25 protein-coding genes and 4 tRNA genes are annotated in these 21,216 nt (G+C 29.7%); 26 read left to right on the plus strand and 3 right to left on the minus strand.

The genetic code is table 11. The features are described from left to right. Nucleotides 1-8: 8 nt before the first annotated feature. The 21 genes from ACWI69_RS02715 to ACWI69_RS02815 all read left to right on the plus strand — a co-directional run bounded on the left by ACWI69_RS02715 (nucleotide 9) and on the right by ACWI69_RS02815 (nucleotide 12,736). Nucleotides 9-824, plus strand: coding sequence for a histidinol-phosphatase HisJ family protein (locus ACWI69_RS02715; protein ID WP_448820321.1), 816 nt, complete (start codon nucleotides 9-11; stop codon nucleotides 822-824). A 22-nt stretch (nucleotides 825-846) separates the two neighbouring features. Beyond that, nucleotides 847-1,410 (plus strand): hypothetical protein, encoded by a 564-nt coding sequence (locus ACWI69_RS02720; protein ID WP_448820322.1) that lies wholly within the window; start codon nucleotides 847-849, stop codon nucleotides 1,408-1,410. Beyond that, nucleotides 1,410-1,562: a hypothetical protein gene (locus ACWI69_RS02725; RefSeq protein WP_448820323.1), complete on the plus strand. Its 153-nt coding sequence runs from the start codon at nucleotides 1,410-1,412 to the stop codon at nucleotides 1,560-1,562. The genes ACWI69_RS02720 and ACWI69_RS02725 overlap by 1 nt, the downstream gene beginning before the upstream one ends. Nucleotides 1,563-1,565: 3 nt before the next feature. Then, nucleotides 1,566-2,711 (plus strand): GspE/PulE family protein, encoded by a 1,146-nt coding sequence (locus ACWI69_RS02730; RefSeq protein ID WP_448820324.1) that lies wholly within the window; start codon nucleotides 1,566-1,568, stop codon nucleotides 2,709-2,711. 20 nt (nucleotides 2,712-2,731) lie between these two features. Continuing rightward, nucleotides 2,732-3,862, plus strand: a complete 1,131-nt coding sequence (locus ACWI69_RS02735) for a type II secretion system F family protein (RefSeq protein WP_448820325.1) — start codon at nucleotides 2,732-2,734, stop codon at nucleotides 3,860-3,862. 8 nt (nucleotides 3,863-3,870) lie between these two features. After that, nucleotides 3,871-4,317 (plus strand): type II secretion system protein, encoded by a 447-nt coding sequence (locus ACWI69_RS02740; protein WP_448820326.1) that lies wholly within the window; start codon nucleotides 3,871-3,873, stop codon nucleotides 4,315-4,317. Next, nucleotides 4,302-4,763, plus strand: coding sequence for a prepilin peptidase (locus ACWI69_RS02745; RefSeq protein ID WP_448820327.1), 462 nt, complete (start codon nucleotides 4,302-4,304; stop codon nucleotides 4,761-4,763). The genes ACWI69_RS02740 and ACWI69_RS02745 overlap by 16 nt, the downstream gene beginning before the upstream one ends. Further along, nucleotides 4,750-5,085 carry a hypothetical protein gene (locus ACWI69_RS02750; RefSeq protein ID WP_448820328.1) on the plus strand — a complete coding sequence of 112 codons (336 nt, stop codon included), beginning with the start codon at nucleotides 4,750-4,752 and terminating at the stop codon, nucleotides 5,083-5,085. Before ACWI69_RS02745 ends, ACWI69_RS02750 begins: the two co-directional genes overlap by 14 nt. Then, on the plus strand, nucleotides 5,066-5,590 hold the full coding sequence (locus tag ACWI69_RS02755) for a hypothetical protein (protein WP_448820329.1): 525 nt from the start codon (nucleotides 5,066-5,068) through the stop codon (nucleotides 5,588-5,590). The genes ACWI69_RS02750 and ACWI69_RS02755 overlap by 20 nt, the downstream gene beginning before the upstream one ends. Next, nucleotides 5,559-6,113, plus strand: a complete 555-nt coding sequence (locus tag ACWI69_RS02760; protein ID WP_448820330.1) for a hypothetical protein — start codon at nucleotides 5,559-5,561, stop codon at nucleotides 6,111-6,113. The genes ACWI69_RS02755 and ACWI69_RS02760 overlap by 32 nt, the downstream gene beginning before the upstream one ends. After that, on the plus strand, nucleotides 6,094-6,786 hold the full coding sequence (locus ACWI69_RS02765) for a hypothetical protein (RefSeq protein ID WP_448820331.1): 693 nt from the start codon (nucleotides 6,094-6,096) through the stop codon (nucleotides 6,784-6,786). Before ACWI69_RS02760 ends, ACWI69_RS02765 begins: the two co-directional genes overlap by 20 nt. 104 nt (nucleotides 6,787-6,890) lie before the next feature. Beyond that, a complete protein-coding gene (locus ACWI69_RS02770; RefSeq protein WP_448820332.1) occupies nucleotides 6,891-7,412 on the plus strand; it encodes a hypothetical protein in 522 nt (173 codons plus the stop codon). Further along, a complete protein-coding gene (locus tag ACWI69_RS02775) occupies nucleotides 7,413-8,969 on the plus strand; it encodes a type II secretion system protein GspD (protein WP_448820333.1) in 1,557 nt (518 codons plus the stop codon). A gap of 1 nt (nucleotide 8,970) precedes the next feature. Further along, nucleotides 8,971-9,957, plus strand: coding sequence for a D-glycero-beta-D-manno-heptose-7-phosphate kinase (gene rfaE1, locus ACWI69_RS02780; RefSeq protein WP_448820334.1), 987 nt, complete (start codon nucleotides 8,971-8,973; stop codon nucleotides 9,955-9,957). Between the two features lie 9 nt (nucleotides 9,958-9,966). Continuing rightward, a complete protein-coding gene (gene ispF, locus ACWI69_RS02785; RefSeq protein ID WP_448820335.1) occupies nucleotides 9,967-10,443 on the plus strand; it encodes a 2-C-methyl-D-erythritol 2,4-cyclodiphosphate synthase in 477 nt (158 codons plus the stop codon). 51 nt (nucleotides 10,444-10,494) lie between these two features. Next, nucleotides 10,495-10,570: transfer RNA gene (locus ACWI69_RS02790), tRNA-Val, on the plus strand. 5 nt (nucleotides 10,571-10,575) lie between these two features. Continuing rightward, nucleotides 10,576-10,652: transfer RNA gene (locus ACWI69_RS02795), tRNA-Asp, on the plus strand. Between the two features lie 6 nt (nucleotides 10,653-10,658). Beyond that, nucleotides 10,659-10,734, plus strand: a tRNA-Phe gene (locus ACWI69_RS02800). Nucleotides 10,735-10,749: 15 nt separating this feature from the next. Then, a tRNA-Cys gene (locus ACWI69_RS02805) sits at nucleotides 10,750-10,824 on the plus strand. 88 nt (nucleotides 10,825-10,912) lie between these two features. Further along, a complete protein-coding gene (locus ACWI69_RS02810) occupies nucleotides 10,913-11,365 on the plus strand; it encodes an S-layer homology domain-containing protein (protein ID WP_448820336.1) in 453 nt (150 codons plus the stop codon). A 21-nt stretch (nucleotides 11,366-11,386) separates the two neighbouring features. Further along, nucleotides 11,387-12,736, plus strand: a complete 1,350-nt coding sequence (locus ACWI69_RS02815) for a glucose-6-phosphate isomerase (RefSeq protein ID WP_448820337.1) — start codon at nucleotides 11,387-11,389, stop codon at nucleotides 12,734-12,736. 51 nt (nucleotides 12,737-12,787) lie between these two features. On the opposite strand, the gene ACWI69_RS02820 is transcribed toward ACWI69_RS02815, so the two are convergent. After that, nucleotides 12,788-13,603 carry a carboxypeptidase-like regulatory domain-containing protein gene (locus ACWI69_RS02820; protein ID WP_448820338.1) on the minus strand — a complete coding sequence of 272 codons (816 nt, stop codon included), beginning with the start codon at nucleotides 13,601-13,603 and terminating at the stop codon, nucleotides 12,788-12,790. A gap of 102 nt (nucleotides 13,604-13,705) precedes the next feature. Here ACWI69_RS02820 and ACWI69_RS02825 point away from each other — a divergent pair, with 102 nt between their 5' ends. The 4 genes from ACWI69_RS02825 (at nucleotide 13,706) to leuS (ending at nucleotide 18,954) form a co-directional block, all read left to right on the plus strand. Next, nucleotides 13,706-14,269, plus strand: a complete 564-nt coding sequence (locus tag ACWI69_RS02825) for a DUF1694 domain-containing protein (RefSeq protein WP_448820339.1) — start codon at nucleotides 13,706-13,708, stop codon at nucleotides 14,267-14,269. Nucleotide 14,270: 1 nt separating this feature from the next. Continuing rightward, nucleotides 14,271-15,542: a UDP-N-acetylglucosamine 1-carboxyvinyltransferase gene (gene murA, locus ACWI69_RS02830; RefSeq protein WP_448820340.1), complete on the plus strand. Its 1,272-nt coding sequence runs from the start codon at nucleotides 14,271-14,273 to the stop codon at nucleotides 15,540-15,542. A 12-nt stretch (nucleotides 15,543-15,554) separates the two neighbouring features. Continuing rightward, complete coding sequence (rlmB, locus tag ACWI69_RS02835; protein ID WP_448820341.1) at nucleotides 15,555-16,265, plus strand: 23S rRNA (guanosine(2251)-2'-O)-methyltransferase RlmB; 711 nt, start codon at nucleotides 15,555-15,557, stop codon at nucleotides 16,263-16,265. Between the two features lie 76 nt (nucleotides 16,266-16,341). Continuing rightward, nucleotides 16,342-18,954, plus strand: a complete 2,613-nt coding sequence (gene leuS, locus ACWI69_RS02840) for a leucine--tRNA ligase (protein WP_448820342.1) — start codon at nucleotides 16,342-16,344, stop codon at nucleotides 18,952-18,954. A gap of 51 nt (nucleotides 18,955-19,005) precedes the next feature. Here the strand turns inward: leuS and ACWI69_RS02845 are convergent, their stop codons facing one another. Both ACWI69_RS02845 and aroE read right to left on the minus strand, forming a co-directional pair. Next, a complete protein-coding gene (locus ACWI69_RS02845; RefSeq protein ID WP_448820343.1) occupies nucleotides 19,006-19,359 on the minus strand; it encodes a hypothetical protein in 354 nt (117 codons plus the stop codon). Between the two features lie 22 nt (nucleotides 19,360-19,381). Next, nucleotides 19,382-20,182 (minus strand): shikimate dehydrogenase, encoded by an 801-nt coding sequence (aroE, locus tag ACWI69_RS02850; RefSeq protein WP_448820344.1) that lies wholly within the window; start codon nucleotides 20,180-20,182, stop codon nucleotides 19,382-19,384. A gap of 94 nt (nucleotides 20,183-20,276) precedes the next feature. Between aroE and ACWI69_RS02855 the strand changes: the two genes are divergently transcribed. Continuing rightward, a complete protein-coding gene (locus ACWI69_RS02855; protein ID WP_448820345.1) occupies nucleotides 20,277-20,936 on the plus strand; it encodes a Crp/Fnr family transcriptional regulator in 660 nt (219 codons plus the stop codon). Nucleotides 20,937-21,216 lie beyond the last annotated feature (280 nt).

Raw genomic sequence — 21,216 nt, forward strand, 5'->3', positions numbered from 1 at the left:
AGAAAACAATGATTATTAGTGATTACCATATACATAGTAGTTTTTCAGGAGATTCTGTGGAGGATTTAGATAGAATCTGTAAGAAAGCTAAAGAACTGGGAATTAAAGAGATAGCAATAACGGACCATATGGATTTAGATGTGGAGGGGACATCTAATAGTAGCGATTTTGTCTTAAATTTAGATGAATATGTTCCAACTATTTTAAGATTGAAAGACCAGTATAAAAGTGATTTAGATATAAAATTGGGAATGGAATTTGGGATACAGAAACACTTAGGTAAAAAAGGAGATGAAATTATAAGAAAATATCCATTTGATTTTATAATTTCTTCTGTTCATAGTGTAGATGGATTACTTTTGGATCAGAAAGAGTTTTGGAAAGATAAAACGAGGGAAGAAGCACATGATAAATATTTTTTAGAAATATTGGAAAGTGTGAAAAATTTTAATGAATTTAGTGTTCAAGGTCATTTTGATTATATTACACGATATGGAGGTATTGACAAAAAAGGTTTTATAGATTATATAAGGTATCAAGAGGTGATTGATGAGATTTTAAAAAACATTATTTCTAAAGGAAAAGGGATTGAAATCAACACTTCTGGGGTAAGATACAATGAAAATAGATTCTATCCATGTGATGACATAATAAAACGTTATTTCAAACTTGGAGGAGAAATCATAACAATAGGTTCAGATTCACATAAAGCATCAGATTTAGGAAAAGATTTTAAAAAAGCATATGATTTTTTAGAAAGTATAGGAGTAAAATATATTTCATCTTTTGATCAACTTGATGTATCTTTTAAAAAAATAAAATAAATTTCTTTAAGAGAAGGTGAGTATGAACAAAAATAATAAGAACAAAGGGCTAACTTTTTTAGAGACAATAGCGTGTGTCGCTATTATTTTTATAGTTAGCTCTTTTTTATTTTATAAAAAAATAAAATATAATGAAAAAATGGATTTAGAAAGAAGTAGACGTATTATTCAGGCATTTTTTATAAAATATACTGTACGATCTCTATATGAGAAAAATAAATATCAGTTAGAAATTAATATGCTGGATAAAAATTTGACTGTAAAAAAATTGAATACAGACGTTATAGAGAAGGTGTATCTACCTGAAAAATTAAAGTACGAAATAATTTATGACAATAGAAGAAATCAAAATTTTAAAGTTGATACAACAAAAAATGGAAATTTAAGTAAAGCTTTTACTATGTATATATTTGGATATACAGGTCAGGTTGAAAATAGAGTTGCATTTTACACATTTCAAAAAGAGAAGGTTTTAAAGATAAATATATATCTAAATAGAGCTGTAAAAGAGATTAATTATGACAATATATTAAAGTACCATTATTCACAGGATGGACAAAATAGAGTTGGATGGATGGAGGAGTAATGAGATTAAAAAATTATCCTATAATAGCCATAATTTTTACTGTTGTGCTGATTACAACAACATATAAGAATCGAGTTTTAATTAAGTATGTAAAAGTTTCTACAGCAGATAATAAGGTTCAATTTAAAGTTTTAAAAATTGAAAGGAGATGATTTATGGGAGAAAATATTTACTTTAAAAGAGAAGTTTTTGAAATAAGAGAATTTAGTGAAACAAAGTCCAGTAAAGAGGACATTTTAGAGTTCTTAAATGAATTGATATTTTATAGTTTGAAGGAAAATGTTTCAGATATACATATTGAATCGAAAGAAAGTGGTATTAAAATAAGGATTCGTATAGATGGAATATTAAAAAATTATCAAGAGTTAAGTAAAAATTTTAGATTAAAACTATTGACCAAATTAAAATTGATGAGTGAACTTGATATTGGAGAAAAAAGATTGCCTCAAGATGGTAGATTTAAAGCACAATATAAAAATGAAAAAATTGATTTTAGAGTTTCGTTGATTCCAACTATATTTGGTGAGAGATGTGTTTTAAGAATATTAAAAAATAACATATCAGAAGTTTCTTTAGAAAATTTGGGATTTACAAATGAAAATTTAATAAGATTAAAAGAGCTTTTGAATAGAAAAAATGGATTGTTGTTATTTTGTGGTCCAACAGGAAGTGGTAAAACAACAACTCTTTATTCAATAGTAAACTATTTAAACAATGAGAAAATGAACATAATTACAATAGAAGACCCAATAGAATATCAGTTTCCAAATATTAATCAAATTCAGTGTAAAAGTGAGATTGGTTTAGATTTTTCCATGATATTAAGGAGTGTCTTAAGACAAGACCCAGATGTTATTTTGGTTGGTGAGATAAGAGATAAAGAGACAGCAGAAATAGCATTGATGGCTTCTTTGACAGGTCATCTGGTTATAACTACTCTTCATACGAAGGACGCCATGTCAGCTATAGACAGGTTAATAAATTTTGGAGTCGATAGATTTATTATTGCAACTGCTATAAATGCTATTGAAAGTCAAAGATTAGTCAGAAAAGTTTGTAAAATCTGTGGAGGTAAAATAGAAAAAAATTGTTGCAATGATGGTTTTAAAGGTAGAGAAATTGTAGAAGAGATAATATTTTTTGATAAGGAAATCAGAGATATAATTTTAAATAAAAGTATAAAAGATTTAGAATTTTATTTAAAGACAAAAGAGTTTAAAAATCTTTTAAATAATGGTTTCACAAAAGTTGCAATTGGAATTACAACAAAAGATGAGGTTTTGAGAGAGTGCTTAATATGAGGCTATATAGATGCCTTATTTTGGATGAAAAAAGAAATAAATTGGAAGATATATACCTAGAAAAAAATAAAAAGGCTTTTTTAAACAAACTCTTTAAAGAGGAGAGGAAATTAATAAAAATTTTGGAAGTGCAATTCGAAAGAAAAATTAGGGAAAAAGAGTTAGAAGAAATGTATTTTAAAATAGGAAGATTGTTGAACGCAGGACTTTCTCTAAAAAAATCTATAGAATTTCAAAAAAGTAGTTCTAAAAATTTAAGTTTAAAATTTAAAATTTTTAATCTTTATAAAAAGTTGGAAAAAGGAGAGGATATATATGAAATTTTAAGAGATGAAGATTTGATAAAAGAAAGAGAGCTTTTAATTATTTATGTTTCAGAAAGTGCAGGAAAAATAGGGGAGGGTTTTCTTAAAGTTGCATATTTAAAACAAAAAAAAGAAAAACTGAAAAATGAATTAAAGATAGCTCTATCATATCCTATATTTATTTTATTCATATCAACAATAATAATAATTTTAATTTTTTATTTTATTGTACCTAATTTTCAAATATTGTATGAAATAGATAAGGATAAATTACCATTTTTGACAAGAGGTATTCTAAATATTCAAGATATTTTAAAAAAATACCCATATATACTAATTATAGCTACTTGTATAATTTCTTTTTCCATAAAATTTTTTAATTTGAAAAAACAATTACAAAAGATATCTATTGTAAAAAAATTTTTATTAGAAAAATATGTAATAAATATTTTAGAAAATTTATCTTTACTGTTAGAATCAGGAATTTCTATTGATAAAGGAATAGACATTATTTTAGAAAATTTAGATAACGGATATTTAAAAAATAGGATGTTTATATTAAAAAGTATAAAGAGAGGAGAGTTACTTTCAGAATGTTTTAAAAAACTTAATATACTATCTTTAGAAGAAATTGATATGATTAAAGTTGGGGAGGAAAGTGGAACGATTGAAATGGTTTTAAGAGAGATTTCTCTGGTGAGGGATGAAGAGCTAAATAAAAGGATAAAGATAGTTTTAAAGCTATCTGAACCTATTTTATTATTGATTGTAGGAATATTAATAAGTACTTTTGTTATTGGTCTATATTTACCTATATTAAATATGAGTGATATTTTTGAAATTTAGGAGGGGTTATGAAAAATAAAAAAAGAGCGGGATTTAGTGTGATTGAAATAGTATTAGTTCTGGGTGTAATAGGAATTTTAAGTAGTTTTATAGCTCCTAAAGTTAGGGATTATTTAGCCATTGCAAAAGATTCAAAAGCGATAAACACACTTCAAAGTTTGCGAATAGCTAATGAGACATACTATTTAGAAAATGGTAATTACCCAAATTCAAAGGACAATAGTATAGGGGATGTTTTAGTAGAACTATCGAAGTATGTGGGAGATAAATTTGAGTTGATAGAAAATGAATTACTTATAGATATCGGTGGAAGTAAGGAGAGCACAAATACTAAAGAAATAAAATATGGTGGAAAAGTGAAAGTAGATTTGAATAGCAGTAAGGAGTTTATATTGGTGCCTTATGGAGAAACTTTCGATTTTAATATAAGGGGAGATGAATGGTCAAAATTATAGTGTATTTGCTTATAATAGCAGTCCTTTTAGAGATAGTGGTAAGGGATATAAGAGAGAAAATAATTTTGAACAAAAGTAATTTAATCCTTCTTTTTTTAGGAATAATTCTAGGAGTTTTGGAGGAAAATTTACAGGAAAGAGTTGTAGGTGGTGCATTGTATGCTTTGCCATTTATACTGATATATGGGTATGGAAGTGATATTTTCAACAAAGAATGTATGGGAATGGGAGATATAAAATTGGCTGTAAGTTTGGGATTTCTTTTAAAATTTGGGTCATTTTTTGATATTTTACTATTTATGAATATAAGTTTTATTAGCTCTTTAATCTATCTAAGTGGAAAATATATTTTTTTAAAAAAATTGGATAGAGAGGTAGCATTTGGACCATTTTTGGTTTTATCATATTTTTTTATTATAGTCAAGGAGAGCTATGGACAATGGTAGAAAGGGAACAACATATCTGGAAGTTCTAGCAAGTTTAACAATACTTTTAGTGCTTTTAAATCCATTATTTTTTTCTTTAATCCATTTGAAAAGAGGATTTAATAGATTAAATGAGTTTAATAATTTAGAAAATGAGATTGAAAAAATAAGAGCATTTTATAAAAATCCATTGAATACAAACGATTACATCTCTTTAAATGAAGAATACACAATTGATATAAAGAGAAATCGAATTTTTGGAGAAATCTATGAATTAGAGATAAAAATAGAGAAAAATATGTTGAAAAGAGAGAGTAAATTATATGTATATAAACAAAAATAAAGGTTTTTCTATAACAGAGATGTTATCTACCTTAATAGTGATTACAATTGTATTTCAAGTTTTATTTTATTACTTAAAATATGCAAATATTGAAAGAAAGTTAGAAGTAAATAGATTCCGCTTTAATAAAGAGATGAGGCTAATATTGGAGGGAATAAATATTTCAATATACGAGTCATTGGAATATAAAATATATAATCTATCTAGAATAGGAATCTCTGTTGATTACTCTACCCCTTCTTTGAATAGTGGAAATACACTTATAATTGAAAAATATATACCGGGAGAGGACTCATTTACAGATATAGAAATATATTTTTGTGAAGGGAGTAGCATAACCTCTTTAATAGGAAAAAGAAAAAAGAAAAATAGTATAAGCGTGGAGACAGACACCAGAGAAACTATTATAAGAAATTCCAAAGTAAATTTCAAATTAGAAGACTATGGGGTGTCAATGGAGGGATATTACTTAAATGAGGAGTTTAGAAAAAACTTTAAAAAATAGTGGGTACATTCTTCCAACTGTTTTATTGATTGTGTCTATTCTAGTATGGTTATGTTCTATAAGTTTATTGAATTATAAAAATGAAATTGACAATTTTTCTGTTTTAAAGTCTGCTAATGATGGTTATTGGATAACGGAAAATCTTTCTACATTGGCAGAATATGAGGTATTTAAGGGAAATATTTCAATTGAAAATGGAGATTATAAAGATATAATCGAGTATTTTGAAGATAAGAATTTGGTTTGGATTGATGGTGAGGAAACATCTAGAAGTGGCTATAAAAGAGTTACAGTTAAGCAAAACGAAAAGATTGTAGAAAATAGATTAGTGTTAATTCCATATACCAAAAATATACTTGAGATAAAACTAATTAAAACTATAGATATAGAAAATAATCAGATAGAGATTAGAGCTATTTTGTTTTATGAGTATCTTTCAGGAGAGTCAGATTTTTTTAAGAGCTATAAAAGAGAGATAAAGGGAGTCGAGGCTATATTAAAAAATGAAAATATTAGAGATTAGTGACAGAGGAATAAAAATATTGGAAGATGGCGAGATAATTAATCAAGGACTATTTCAAGATGAAAAGGATATCCCAAGGGAGATTGATGAGCTTTTAGCTATATATGAAATTTCTGATGAGGTAGTTCTAAAAACAAAAATCACTTTAGATGAGGAAGTTATTTTTCAAATAAAGGAGATAATTATTAAGAAGGGGTGGATATTAAAGGAATCTAACACGGTAAGTAAAAAAGTTAAGATAGTATTTTTAACGATAATAGCAATCGAATTTATTTTAGGATTAGCTATCTATTTAAAAGTTCATGAAGTAGATCAAGAAAATATAGCATTAAAAAAAGAGACTTTAAGTTACAAGAAAAGTTTAAAGGAGTTGGATAGTGAATTATCTGAAAATCATTTGGAGAGTAATGAAGAGTTAGAGTTTAAGAGAACTGAAATAGGAGATAATTTAGTTTTTTTATCAAAAGCGTGTAAAAAATCTGATATTTATTTGGAAAAGATAGAGTTTCTAAAAAATAAAATAATATTAAATGGCAGTGGAAAAAGTATAGATAGCATATTTAGTTTAAAAAAATTTATATCAATGGATAGAAAAATTATTGAATCAAAATTTGATTTCATAAAAAAAGAGGGGGAGATTCTATATTTTTTACTGGAATTAGAGATAGATTAAAAAATTTTAACTTAAAAATTAAAGTTATACTAACAGTAATAAATTTTTCAATAATATATTTTTTATTAATTAAACCAGTAATAATTCTAAAAAATAAATTTGATGTGAGGACAAAATTAGAATTAGAGATTAAAAATTTAAGAGAACTAAAAATAATAAAACAGGGAATATTAAAAAGAAACAATGAGGAGATAAGCAGTTTACTTTCGAGACAAGATGAGTTATTGGAGAAGAAGAAAAAGTTAGTTTTTAATAGTGAATATGAGGCTTTTAAGTTTATTGATGAAACTTCACGTGAAAATAACTTAATAATTGAGGTAATTGGTAGAGAAGTAAAAGTAGCAAAAAATTTGGACAATATAGAGAGTACTTTTTTTTATCATGGTATTGGTAAAGAGATAGATGTCTATAATTTTATATCACGGATAGAAAAAGAGAAGAGGTATATAACATTAAAAAGAGAATCGATAACGATAGAGATAGATGGCAATATTTTAGATTTAAAGATAAATCTTATGTATATATTCAATAATAAAAAAGAAGATTTGAATTTGGATAACTATGATGATGGAATGTTTGAAAAAAACAGATCTAGAGGGATTGGTAAAAAGAGGAGGACAATTTAAGTGAAATATAAAATTTTTATGTTGTTTATTTGGATGTATCTAACTAATTTCTCGATGGAGACATATCCAAAGGAGTTAGATTTAAAAGATGTTCCCATTGTAGACGTATTTGCTCATCTATCAAAATATTCCAAATATACAATAATTGGTGATAGTTATGTGAAGGATATAGCGGTTGATGGATATTTTAAGAAGGGAACTCCTATAGAGGAAATCTTAGGTGTAATGGAAGCGACATATGGGTTAACTAAAATAATAAATGGAAGAACATTGATATTTCGTGGAAGAAAATCGGAAGATAAGGATATGCTTGTAGGAAAGGTATTTGATAAAAATACAAATAAAGAGTTAAAAGGAATAAAAATAATTTTAAAAAGAAAAGAAACTATTGAGGCTCATTCAGGAACATATGGTGAATATTTGATAGATAGCATTGTAAAAGGTACCTATTTTATTTCAATTTTATCTGATGATTACGTATATAGCGGTGATTTTCTAGAGATAAAAGATGGAGTAAATAAATTTGATTTTTATGTAGAAAGAAAAAATTTTAATTTTCAAAAAAATATACCTCAAGAAAGAGAACAAAAAAATAAAAAAGATGATATAATAGAAAATATTTTATTGGAAAATTTAAATCATGAAGAGATTGAAAAAATAATAAAAGAAACTTTTGACGATAAGTTAAAAGTTTCAATTAGTTCTGGAAATAATTCAATAATACTTTTTGGGAAAGGGCATACAGTCTATACTGCGAGGGATTTAATAAAAAAATTGGATAAAAGAAAAAAGCAAGTTAGAGTTACTGCAGAGATAATTGATGTGAAAGAAAACCTTTTTGAAGAGCTTGGATTCAACTGGGCTTATGACACACAAGGAAGATTGACTAATAAAAGTAGTGGAATTTATTTGGAGACACTTATTTCTGGAACCGTTGATGGTTTAGGTGAGGTGATGGGAAGTTCTGTAAGTTTTATCAGTAAATTTAATAGTGGTAAAGATGTCCTAGATTTGACTTTAACTCTACTAGAAACAACACAAGATTTGACTATAAATGCTTTACCATCAATAATATTGCTAAATGGTGAAACCGGAATTTTAAAAATGACAGAGGAAGTTATTGTCGGACAAGATAAAGAGGAGAAGACAAATAATGATACGGTAACATACACACCAATATTCAAAGAGGCTGGAATTATTTTAAAAGTTTTACCATATATAAAAGAGGACAATAGTGTGTACTTAGATTTGAATTTAGAGGCAAGTGATTTTAAATTGAAGAAATCTTTGAAACCAAGTGATACAAATTCTGGAACATTCAATGCGGATGGAGGTTCTAAAATATCTAGAAATTTGCAAACAAGAGTTAGATTAAAAAATAATGATGTAATTTTAATAGGTGGTTTAAAAAGAAAAATAGATCAAAAGATAAACAGTAAAGTTCCGATTTTAAGTGAAATTCCAGCTGTAGGAATTTTATTTAAAAGTAAGTCAAGTAGATTAGAACACACAGATTTATATATAAAATTAAAAGCTGAAGTAATAGAGGAGATTTAGGATGGAAAAAAGTAGATTAGAAGAGATACTTAAAAGTTTTCAAAATTTAAAAGTGGCAGTTGTGGGAGATATGATGTTGGATGATTATCTAATTGGATCAGTTGATAGAATTTCGCCAGAAGCGCCAGTTCCAGTGGTATCAATAAAAGAGGAAAAATTTGTATTGGGTGGAGCAGCCAATGTAGTTAACAATCTGTCGACACTAGGAGCTAAAGCGATTTGCTTTGGAGTAGTTGGAGAGGATTTTGATGGTGATAGATTGATAAAAGAGCTAGAAAAAAAATCAATAGAAACAGTAGGAATAGTTAGAAGTGAGGATAGACCTACAATAGTAAAAAGAAGAATAATAGGCGGAAATCAACAACTATTGAGATTGGATTGGGAGAATGTGAGTCCAATAACTGAAACTTTAGAGAATATTTTATTGGAACAAATAGAGAAAAAGATAGACGAATTAGATGCGATAATCCTATCTGATTATGATAAGGGAGTTTTAACAGCGAGAGTTGTAAAAAAAATAATATCTTTATGTAAAGAAAAAGGAATAATAGTGACAGTTGATCCAAAACCAAAAAATGCCTTAAACTATATTGGAGCAACATCAATGACACCAAATAGAAAAGAGGCCATTGAATGTTTAGGGAAAAAAAGTTTTGACAATATAATAGAAATTGGAAAAGAGCTGAAAGAAAAATTGGAGTTAAATAATCTTTTATTGACAAGAAGTGAGGAGGGAATGAGTTTATTTGAAGAGAATAAAGTCATAAATATTCCAACGTATGCAAAAGAGGTGTTTGATGTGACAGGAGCGGGAGATACGGTTATATCTGTATTCACTTTGGCAAGCGCAGCTGGTGTGACGTTGTATGAAGCAGCAAAGATAGCGAATACAGCAGCGGGAGTTGTAGTTGGAAAGATGGGGACATCGACGGTTACGACTGAAGAAATCTTAGATTTTTATAATAGAATTTATAACGAGTGGAAGTAGGTAGTGTCTATGTTAAGGATTGGAAATGGTTATGATGTTCATAGATTGGTAGAAGGAAGAAAGTTGATTTTAGGCGGGGTAGAGATACCACATTTAAAGGGGGTCTTAGGTCATTCAGATGGAGATGTTCTTGTTCATGCTATAATGGATGCTCTTTTAGGTTCTTTAGCACTAGGAGATATAGGACAGCATTTTCCGGATACTTCAAATGAATATAAAGATATAGATAGTATGATACTTTTAGAGAGGGTATTTAATCTGATTAAAGAAAAAGGATATAGAGTTGTAAATTTAGATTGTGTAATTGTGGCTCAAAAACCGAAGTTAAAGCCCTATTTGGAGGAAATGAGACAAAAAATTTCGAAAGTATTGGAGACTCAGATTTCGAATATAAGTGTAAAAGCTACTACAGAAGAAAAATTAGGATTTACGGGTAATGAAGAGGGAATAAAGTCTTACTGTGTTGTTCTTTTAGAAAAAAAATAAAAAAACAGTTGCGTTAGTGAATACGTTGTGCTATACTAGTGTTGTCTTCAAGGAAGCATAGCTCAGTTGGGAGAGCACCTGCCTTACAAGCAGGGGGTCACTGGTTCAAGTCCAGTTGTTTCCACCATAAATGGGGGTGTAGCTCAGTTGGTTAGAGCGCATGCCTGTCACGCATGAGGTCGCGAGTTCGACCCTCGTCACTCCCGCCATTTATTGCCCAGATAGCTCAGTCGGTAGAGCAGGGGACTGAAAATCCCCGTGTCGGTGGTTCGATTCCGCCTCTGGGCACCATCAAATTTTATAGAAGGCGACGTCGCCAAGTGGTAAGGCAGAGGTCTGCAAAATCTCTATTCACCAGTTCAAATCTGGTCGTCGCCTCCAAAATTGAGAATTTTGAACAGCTTTAGGGCTGTTTTTTTTTATTCTTTGTGCTATAATTGAAAAAAAATTAACCATAAAGAGGTAGTGTATGAAAAAAATAATTGTGATATACTTTACACTGATAGCATTGGTATATGGGCAAGGAAAAGAACTGATATTTGAAGATGTTCCTCAAAATCATTGGGCGTATAAGGCAATTCAAAATCTTGTAAATGAAGGAGTAATATCAGAGGAGAGTTTCTTATTTAAAGGTGAGTTTCCAGTTTCAAGGTATAGTTTTGCAGAAGGTTTAAATAGAGCTTTCAATACATTAAATGAAAAAAAAGCAAACAGAGGTGATTTAGTTATCTTAGAGAGTTTAGTCTATGAATTTTCTAGAGAGTTGACAAAAATTGGGTTTGATACAGATTTATTTAATGGAAAAATAGAGAATATGAGAGTTGATATTGAAGTTATTAGACAAAAAAATGATGAAACTCAAAAACAGGTGAATGAGTTGCAAAAAAGAATAGAGGTATTAGAAAAAAATGTAGGTATCTAATTAATATGGAGGTTATATATTATGAAAAAGTTATCATTTGATTATTCGAATGCATTGGGATTTTTTAAAGAAAATGAACTATCGTTAATGGAAGCTCAGTGTAAACTTGCTACGGAAACTTTAATGAATGGGGTAGGGGCAGGAAATGATTTTTTAGGTTGGATTGATTTGCCGACTAACTATGATAAAGTAGAGTTTAATAGAATAAAGGATGCAGCAGAAAAAATAAAGAATGATTCGGAAGTTCTAATAGTCATAGGGATTGGAGGTTCCTATTTAGGAGCTAGAGCAGCTATTGAATTTTTATCACATACTTTTTATAATAATCAACCGAAATCAAAAAGAAAAGGACCTGAAATATATTTTGCAGGACAGAATATCTCTGGGAAATATATAAGTGATCTATTGGAAGTAATTGGAGATAGAGATTATTCAGTTAATGTCATTTCAAAATCAGGGACAACAACAGAACCAGCTATCGCTTTTAGAATATTTAAAAAGCATTTAGAAGAGAAGTATGGTATTGAGGGTGCAAGAAAAAGAATATATGCGACAACGGATGCAAGTAAAGGTGCACTTAAAAAGTTAGCAATAGATGAGGGATATGAAACATTTGTTGTACCTGATAATGTAGGGGGAAGATTTTCTGTTTTAACTGCGGTGGGGTTATTACCAATTGCGGCAGCAGGAATTAATATAGATGAATTGATGGCTGGAGCAAGAGATGCCCAAGAGGATTACAAGGCACCATATGAAAGTAATGATTGTTTGAAGTATGCTACAATAAGAAATATTTTAAATAGAAGAGGTAAAGAAGTTGAGATGTTGATTAACTATGAACCAAGACTACACTATATTGGTGAGTGGTGGAAGCAACTATTTGGAGAGTCAGAAGGGAAAGATGGAAAAGGGTTACTCCCAGCAGCAGCGGATTTTTCAACTGATTTACATTCCATGGGACAGTTTATACAGGATGGTAATAGGATTTTAATAGAAACACTATTGAATATAGAGAAACCTGAATGTGACGTAATAATAGAAGCTGATGAATTGGATTTAGATGGATTAAACTATTTGGCGGGAAAAGGAATGGATTTTGTAAATAAAAAAGCTGCTCAAGGAACAGTTTTAGCTCATGTGGATGGAGGAGTACCAAATTTAATAGTGAATTTGCCAGAAGCTACACCATATCATTTAGGATATATGTTTTATTTCTTTGAAAAAGCTTGTGGAGTAAGTGGGTATTTGCTTGGAGTAAATCCGTTTGATCAGCCGGGAGTAGAAGCATATAAAGCTAATATGTTTGCTTTACTTGGGAAAAAGGGATATGAGAAGCAGGCAGAAGAGTTAAATAAAAGATTAAATAAATAATTAAATAAATAATTAAATAAAAAAAGAAGCTGTAAAATTTGAGCTTCTTTTTTAATTTGTGAATACATTGAACTGTCTTAAATCTCTATTGATGGCAAAAGGAGCACTCTTATACCCTAAGCTAGGAACTCTAAAGTATGCTTTATCGTAGTTTAAAATATCTCGAAATTCAAAAAGACCATCTTTTGAAGTTTTTAAGGAAGAGATGATTTTGTTGTTACTTCCATTGATGAGTTCTAATTCAACTTCTTTTAAATAGTTATTACCTTGGACTAAAGCTCCAGATATATAGAAGGTTTTAGCTTCGAGAACAATTGAAATATCATTGATAAACTTCTCGTTTTGAATTAGCATAGAAACACCATTTCCGTAAAATCCAGGTTTTTGAGCGAAGATAGATATTAATCCAACGTGTCCTTGAAAGGAGAAAACTCCATCAGCATTTGAATTTATATCTAGGAGAGTTCCACCAATTTTAACTTTAATTTGAGCATCTTTAATGGGTTCACCGAAGTTGTTTATAACTTTTCCATAAATAGAGATTTTATTGTTAGTCATATTTAGAATTAAGTTTTGAGGGGGATTAAAAATATAGTCAACAAAAAAGTCATCTCCAATCAATGACGTATATCCAGGTTTTTTGACAGTCACTCTATATTTATTCTCAGGTAAATTAATGGAAAACTCTCCATTGATATCACTTTTTATACATTTAACTTGATTAGAGCTATTGAAAAAACATACAGTTGCATCTCCTAATCTAAACTCTTTATCAGTGACAAAACCAGAAATAGTGATAGTTTTATTTTGGGCCAAAACACCAAATGAAATTGCAAAAATAAAACATAGAAAAAGTTTAAATCTCATAGAACCTCCGTTGTATTAATGTTATATTTAATTATAACACTTTTTTGATTTTATATGCTATAATTATTAATAAAAATAAATTTTTTATAGAAGGTGATTTTTTTGGTAGACGATATAATAAATGAAAGAGAAAAAGCAAAGTTACACTTCTTAAAAACTCAAACAGAAAAATTAATTCACTTAGGAGAATTTAAAGAAAATGTTTTAGTTGCCTTGGAAAAGCAGGAGATTGAAAGAAACTTAATCCACAATGAGGTAGAGGAAGCAATGCGAGACCCAAGGGCTATTTTATTAAAAATTAGAAGAGACATTCCTTTTGATTCAATTAAGCCATACATAGATGAAGCTGAAAAAGTGGGACTTAGATATATGCTTGTGGATGATATCACCTTTCGAGGAGATATTGGCTTAGTGGTTGTTTCTAAAGAGCCTTTGGACAATGAAGATCGTGAAGTTGTATTAGAAAGTGCGACAAAAGTATACACAGATGCTGGGCTGAGCGAGGCTTTCATATATGGAGAAGGACATAAAATTTGTCCTAAGCATTATAAAGAGTTAAAAGAAAAATTACCAGAACGGTTAGACAGATTTCAAGAGATGAATTTTTTTGATAGACTATTTGGAAAAGTTTGCCCAATAGATAGATTTGACAAAAAGGAGAGGTAGCATGAGCGTAGAGGCATTTAAGATAATAGGTGGAAAAAAAATAGGTGGAGAATTGAGAGTGGAGGGGGCAAAAAATGCAGCCTTACCAATATTTGTAGCAACATTAATTGAAAAAGGGACTTACATCTTAAATAATGTTCCTAATTTGAGAGATATAATTACTCTTGTGCAACTTTTGGAAAGTTTAGGGCTTGAAATTGAAAAAATAGGAGATCATTCATATAAAATAGTAAATAATGGACTTAAATCACTTGTAGCCTCATATGACTTAGTGAAAAAAATGAGAGCATCTTTTTTAGTTATGGGACCAATGTTAGCTCATGAAAAAAAGGCAAAAGTTTCCTTGCCTGGAGGATGTGCAATTGGTTCAAGACCAGTTGATTTACATTTGAAAGGATTTGAGGCTTTAGGTGTCCAGATAAAAATAGATCACGGGTATGTCGAGGGGGAAGCGAAAGAGCTTATCGGTGGAAAAGTGGTATTTGATTTTCCAAGTGTTGGAGCAACAGAAAATGTTATTATGGCAGCTGTAAAGGCGAAAGGAAAAACAACCATTGAAAATGCAGCCAGAGAACCTGAAATAGATGATTTGTGCAATTTTTTAAACAAAATGGGTGCAAAGATAGAGGGAGTTGGAACGGGAAGACTGGAGATTGAAGGAGTAGAAAAATTGACTCCATGTGAATATTCTATTATTCCAGACCGAATAGTTGCCGGAACATTCATTGTTGCCTCACTTATGTTTGATGGAGCAATAACAGTTAAAGGAGTTGTGAGAGAGCATATAGAGAGTTTTATCTCAAAATTGGAAGAGATGGGTGCAAAATTTGAGATAGAAGGAGATATTTTAACAACAAAAACGAAATTAAAAGATTTAAAAGCTGTTAAAGCAACGACAATGCCACATCCAGGATTTCCCACAGATTTACAATCACCAATGATGACTCTAATGTGCTTAGTAAAAGGAACGAGCGAAATAAAAGAAACAATATTTGAAAATAGATTTATGCATGTGCCAGAGCTAAATAGAATGGGTGCAAATATTTCAACGGATGCCAATATAGCAAGAATTGATGGAATAGAAATGTTTTCTTCAGCAGAAGTTATGGCCAGTGATTTAAGGGCAGGAGCTTCTTTAATACTAGCTGGATTACTTGCAGAGGGAGAAACCATAGTGAATAGAATTTATCATGTAGATAGAGGATATGAAAATTTAGAGATAAAACTAAAAGCTTTAGGTGCAGATATAGAAAGAATAAAAGTAGAAATTTAAAAGGGTGAGAAGATGGAGAAGGTAATAGGGATAAATCCAGTGATAGAGTTATTACAAAATAAATCTAACAACATTGAAAAAATTGAAATATTTAAAGGTATGAGAGAGGAAAAATTAGGTAAATTAAAAGCTTTGGCTTCAGCTAGAAATATAAAATTGTTTCAAGTTGGAAAAAAAGAGGAAAACTCTCAAGGTGTAGTGGCATATTTGAGTGATTATGATTACTATATTGAATTGGGAGAGTTTTTGGAAAAAATAGCGAGAGATGAAAAATCAATAGTTTTAATTTTAGATGGAGTTCAGGACCCTAGAAATTTTGGGGCAATAATTAGAAGTGCTGAAATATTTGGAGTAAAAGGAATTATAATTCCAGAAAGAAATTCTGTTAAAATAAATGAAACTGTTATCAAAACATCAACAGGAGCTATTGAACACGTTGATATAGTAAAAGTTACAAATATATCTGATGCAATAGAAAAATTAAAAAAATTAGATTTTTGGGTTTATGGTGCGGAAGGGTCAGGAAACAAGTATTATTACGAGGAAAAATACCCTAATAAGACAGCTCTTGTATTAGGTAGTGAAGGTGAAGGAATACGAAAGAAAGTAAAAGAAAATTGTGATATTTTAGTAAAAATACCAATGTATGGAAAAATTAATTCATTAAATGTTTCTGTAGCTGGAGGAATAATACTTTCGGAGATAGCAAAAAATTTATATTAAATAAATAAACCTGTGGAAGTACAGGTTTTTTTGTGCTATATTTATGAGATAAAATTAAAGCTAATGGGGTGAAGAGATGAGAGAATATAATTTTAGCCAAATTGAAGAGAAGTGGCAACAAAAATGGAAAGAAGAAAATATATTTAAAACTAAAAATAAAGTTGAAGGAAAAGAAAACTATTATGTTTTAGAGATGCTACCGTATCCGTCTGGAAAATTACACGTAGGTCATGCTAGAAACTATACAATAGGAGATGTTATAGCGAGATACAAGAGAATGAAGGGATATAATGTATTGCATCCAATGGGATGGGATTCTTTTGGACTACCAGCAGAAAATGCTGCAATTCAAAATGGAGTTCATCCAGCATTATGGACAAAATCGAATATAGATAATATGAACAGACAATTAAAAATGATGGGATTATCATATGATTGGGATAGGGAGATTGCCACATATACTCCAGAGTATTACAAATGGAATCAATGGATATTTAAAAAAATGTTTGAAATGGGATTAGTTTATAAGAAAAAATCAACTGTAAATTGGTGTCCAGATTGTCAAACGGTTTTGGCAAATGAGCAGGTTGAGAATGGAATGTGTTGGAGACACTCCAAGACTCCTGTCATTCAAAAAGATTTAGAGCAGTGGTTTTTTAAAATAACGGATTATGCAGAAGAGTTATTGGAAGGTCATAAAGAGTTAGCTGAAGGATGGCCAGAAAAAGTTTTAACAATGCAAAAAAATTGGATTGGGAAATCGGTAGGAACAGAAGTCAACTTTAAATTGGTGGAAAAAGATGAGGATTTACCAGTATTTACAACAAGAGTTGATACACTATTTGGTGTTACATATGCTGTGATTGCTCCAGAGCACCCATTAGTAGATGAAATTATAAAGATCAATCCGAGCATAAAAGAAGCTGTATATGCAATGAAAAATACTGATATAATCGAAAGAACAGCTGAAGGAAAAGAAAAAAATGGTATAAATACGGGTTGGCACGTAATAAATCCTGTAAATGGAGAAAAAGTTGAGTTGTGGATAGCTGACTATGTATTAATGAACTATGGAACTGGAGCTGTTATGGCTGTACCAGCACATGATGAAAGAGATTTTGCCTTTGCTAAGAAGTATAATTTGCCAATAAAAGTTGTGATAAATCCAATAGATAAGGAAACAAAAAAAGAGATTGCAGTAGAAGCGTCAGAGATGAAAAATGCTTTTGTTGGATCTGGAGTAATGACAAACTCTGAAGATTTTAATGGAATTTCTTCAAAAGAAGCTTTAGTTAAAATAGCAGAATATGTAGAAGCAAAGAAATTTGGAGAAAGAACGACGAAGTACAGATTAAAGGATTGGGGAGTTTCAAGACAAAGATATTGGGGAACGCCAATTCCAGCTTTGTATTGTGAAAAATGTGGAGTAGTTATGGAAAAAGATGAAAATTTACCAGTATTACTACCAACGGATGTGGAATTTACAGGAAATGGAAATCCTTTAGAGACGTCAAAAAGTTATAAAAATGCTATTTGCCCGTGTTGCGGTGGACCTGCAAAAAGAGATACAGATACTATGGATACATTTGTAGATTCATCTTGGTATTTCTTAAGATATTGTGATCCGAAAAATACCAATTTACCATTTGAAAAGGACATTGTTGATGATTGGGTTCCAGTAGATCAATATATAGGTGGAATAGAGCACGCTGTGATGCATCTCCTATATTCGAGATTTTTCTCAAAGGTTTTAAGAGATATGGGATTGCTATCATCAAATGAACCGTTTAAGAGATTATTGACTCAGGGAATGGTATTGGGACCATCATATTATTCAGTGAATGAGAACAAATTTTTTAGTGCTGATGAGGTTGAGGTAAGAGGAGCACAAGCTTTTCTAAAAACTACTGGAGAAGAGTTACAAGTTAAAATTGAAAAGATGTCAAAATCTAAAAATAATGGTGTAGATCCAGAGATTATGATAAATAAATATGGAGCGGATACGACGAGATTGTTTATTATGTTCGCTGCACCGCCAGAGAGAGAGTTAGAATGGAATGAAAATGGACTGGCAGGAGCAGCAAGATTTTTGAACAAAATTTGGAGATTAGTTCTTGAAAATAAAGAGTATTTAACAGATTCAACAGCTATTGATTATACAAAATGGAGTAAAGAGGATAAAGGGTTAATTAGAAAATTACATCAAACAATTAAGAAAGTAACAGAATCGATAGAGGCAGATTATCATTTTAATACTTCAATAGCAGCGACTATGGAGCTATTAAATGAGATGCAAGATTTTAGAAATGAAGTTTTAGGAACAAATAAAGAAACGTTAGAATCTAAAAAAATATTTAGAGAAGCGATGGTAAACGTTGTTGTTATGCTATCTCCGTTCACACCCCATTTCTGTGATGAATTGTGGCAGGAGATGGGAAATAGAGGTATGTTATTTTTAGAGTCATGGCCAACACACAAAGAAGAGTTAACTATAGCAGATGAGATAGCGATAGCTATTCAAGTCAATGGGAAATTAAGAGGGACTTTAGAAGTAGAAAGAACTATTTCTAAAGATGAATTAGAGAAAAAGGCATTAGAAATAGAGAATGTTAAAAAGTTTATTGAGGGACAAACAGTTGTAAAAATAATAGTTGTTCCAGGTAAAATTGTAAATATTGTAGTTAAATAAAATGCAGACAAAAGGAGAGGTCAATACACTCTCCTTTTGTTTATTTTAAAATTATTTTTTAAATTTATCCCAAAAACTAGGTTTTTGAGCATTTCTCATTTTTTTCTCTTCCGCTTGTTCTCTATGGTAATTTGACCAGTTTGGATTATTTTTCATATTAGTTTTCATCTGTTTCATATAATTATAAGTTGCTTTGGTATTCCTATATTTTGTTATAAAATTATTTTTTATATCAACAAAAGTTTGAGTAAAACCTTGAAAAAAACCAATGAATTTTTGAGCTATTCTTCTGTACCAAGTAAATTTATATACCTCTTTACAATTTGGACATCTGTACTTTGCAACTTTATCCATTATTTTCATTTTTTCTTTACAGTGTGGGCAAGTGATAACAATTTTTTTCATACTTAAAAAGCCTCCGATATTATTAATAAATTACATTAATGAGTTCATTATATATTTGTTCATAATTAAATTCTTTTTCATTCCAAATTTCTTGCGATTTAACTCCCTGAGAAACTAGCATATATAGACCATTTTCAAAATGTTTACCAGATTTTTTGGCATACTTTAAAAATAGGGTCTCTTTAGGATTATATATCAAATCCAGAGCAAAATCAAAGTTTTGTATTATATTTTCTTCAATAGGGGAGATATTGCTATTTGGAGCAGTTCCAACAGGCGTGGCATTAATGATTAAATAACCCGAAGTTTTTTCAAGTTCGTCATACGAAAGAAAAAATACATTTTTCAATTTTTTTTTTGCATCATGGATATTTCTAGAGACAACATAAACAATGGCATTATAGTCTAAAAGCGCTTTAATACAGGCTTTAGATGCGCCACCTGTACCTAGGACTACTACTTTTTTATTTTTTAAAATTAATTCCATTTTTTCGAATGTTTTAACAATTCCAAAATAGTCGGTATTGTAAGCAGTAAGTTTTCCATTTTTCAATTTTATACAATTGGTAGCTCCAATCGCTTGTACCTCAGGCGATAAGATATCTATAAATTCTAAAATAGATGTTTTATAGGGAGTTGTAACATTAATCCCAGAAATATTTTTTTGCTTTAAACTTTGTAAGAAATCTTTGAGTAATTTTTCTTCTTTTAAGTCGTAGATTTCGTATTCACCTTCTATGTTATATAGTTCAAAAATTTTATTATGTAGGGTAGGAGAGAATGTATAGGAAATATTTTTACCCAATAAACCAAATTTTTTCATAAAATCACCTCATGTATCAATTATAGTATTATTTTTTCCAATAAACAATGATATTATAGTATTAAATGTATTCATAAAGGAAGTGGAGGAAGTTATGTTGGATTTTAAAGAGCTAGTTAAATTTAAGTTTTTCTATGGAATAGATGAAAAAGAGTTAGAAAAAATGTTTCAAAAGTTGAAGTATGAGTTAAAAGAATTTAAAAAAAACGATATAGTATTTTTTAGAGATGAGAAAATAGATGGTTTAATTACAGTTATCAAAGGATTATTGAGTGCAGAAATGTTAAAGGATAATGGAGATGTACATAAAATTGAAAATTTATCAGAAGGTGATATAATAGGTTCAGCTTTTATATTTGGAGAGAATAACAATTTGCCAGTGGATTTAATAGCTTTAGAAGATGGACAATTTTTGCATATCGATAAAAAAAATTTATTGTATGCTTTTAATAGCAATGAAAAGTTTTTGGTAAATTTTCTTAATGAGATTTCAGATAAAACACAATTTTTATCAAATAAAGTTTGGAAGAGCTTCAATAATAAGACAATAAAAGAAAAGGTAGCAGATTATATATTCGAAAATACAAGAGATGATAAGGTTGTCTTTAAACATTCTATTAGAGAATTAGCTGAAATATTTGGTGTAAGTAGACCCTCTCTTTCTAGAGTTATTGGGGAGTTAGTTGAAAATAAAGTTTTGAAAAGAGATGGAAGGAACAAATTTGTTGTAAATATGAATAAAAAAATTAAATAAAAAATAAAAAAAAGTATTGACAGAGTCTAAATGTTGTGGTATTATACTTCTTGTAGCGGGAATCACCTGCGATTGGAAATTGTTGAAGGACATTAGTAACCGAATAGAGAAAATAGTCAGAAGTTATGAAAATAACAAAATGCCAGAAATGGCAAACCAATAAATGGTGTAAACGTAAAGTCTTTGGACTTTAAATATATTTGAATGAAGAGTTTGATCCTGGCTCAGGATGAACGCTGACAGAATGCTTAACACATGCAAGTCGATTCGAGTTACCTTC

Source organism: Cetobacterium sp., from assembly GCF_977044495.1.

Coding starts and splice junctions, on each gene's coding strand:
- ACWI69_RS02715 (WP_448820321.1), top strand. CDS start 9: ATGATTATTAGTGATTACCATATACATAGTAGTTTTTCAGGAGATTCT.
- ACWI69_RS02720 (WP_448820322.1), top strand. CDS start 847: ATGAACAAAAATAATAAGAACAAAGGGCTAACTTTTTTAGAGACAATA.
- ACWI69_RS02725 (WP_448820323.1), top strand. CDS start 1,410: ATGAGATTAAAAAATTATCCTATAATAGCCATAATTTTTACTGTTGTG.
- ACWI69_RS02730 (WP_448820324.1), top strand. CDS start 1,566: ATGGGAGAAAATATTTACTTTAAAAGAGAAGTTTTTGAAATAAGAGAA.
- ACWI69_RS02740 (WP_448820326.1), top strand. CDS start 3,871: ATGAAAAATAAAAAAAGAGCGGGATTTAGTGTGATTGAAATAGTATTA.
- ACWI69_RS02745 (WP_448820327.1), top strand. CDS start 4,302: ATGGTCAAAATTATAGTGTATTTGCTTATAATAGCAGTCCTTTTAGAG.
- ACWI69_RS02750 (WP_448820328.1), top strand. CDS start 4,750: ATGGACAATGGTAGAAAGGGAACAACATATCTGGAAGTTCTAGCAAGT.
- ACWI69_RS02755 (WP_448820329.1), top strand. CDS start 5,066: ATGTATATAAACAAAAATAAAGGTTTTTCTATAACAGAGATGTTATCT.
- ACWI69_RS02760 (WP_448820330.1), top strand. CDS start 5,559: ATGAGGAGTTTAGAAAAAACTTTAAAAAATAGTGGGTACATTCTTCCA.
- ACWI69_RS02765 (WP_448820331.1), top strand. CDS start 6,094: ATGAAAATATTAGAGATTAGTGACAGAGGAATAAAAATATTGGAAGAT.
- rfaE1 (WP_448820334.1), top strand. CDS start 8,971: ATGGAAAAAAGTAGATTAGAAGAGATACTTAAAAGTTTTCAAAATTTA.
- ispF (WP_448820335.1), top strand. CDS start 9,967: ATGTTAAGGATTGGAAATGGTTATGATGTTCATAGATTGGTAGAAGGA.
- ACWI69_RS02810 (WP_448820336.1), top strand. CDS start 10,913: ATGAAAAAAATAATTGTGATATACTTTACACTGATAGCATTGGTATAT.
- ACWI69_RS02815 (WP_448820337.1), top strand. CDS start 11,387: ATGAAAAAGTTATCATTTGATTATTCGAATGCATTGGGATTTTTTAAA.
- ACWI69_RS02820 (WP_448820338.1), bottom strand. CDS start 13,603: ATGAGATTTAAACTTTTTCTATGTTTTATTTTTGCAATTTCATTTGGT.
- murA (WP_448820340.1), top strand. CDS start 14,271: ATGAGCGTAGAGGCATTTAAGATAATAGGTGGAAAAAAAATAGGTGGA.
- rlmB (WP_448820341.1), top strand. CDS start 15,555: ATGGAGAAGGTAATAGGGATAAATCCAGTGATAGAGTTATTACAAAAT.
- leuS (WP_448820342.1), top strand. CDS start 16,342: ATGAGAGAATATAATTTTAGCCAAATTGAAGAGAAGTGGCAACAAAAA.
- ACWI69_RS02845 (WP_448820343.1), bottom strand. CDS start 19,359: ATGAAAAAAATTGTTATCACTTGCCCACACTGTAAAGAAAAAATGAAA.
- aroE (WP_448820344.1), bottom strand. CDS start 20,182: ATGAAAAAATTTGGTTTATTGGGTAAAAATATTTCCTATACATTCTCT.
- ACWI69_RS02855 (WP_448820345.1), top strand. CDS start 20,277: ATGTTGGATTTTAAAGAGCTAGTTAAATTTAAGTTTTTCTATGGAATA.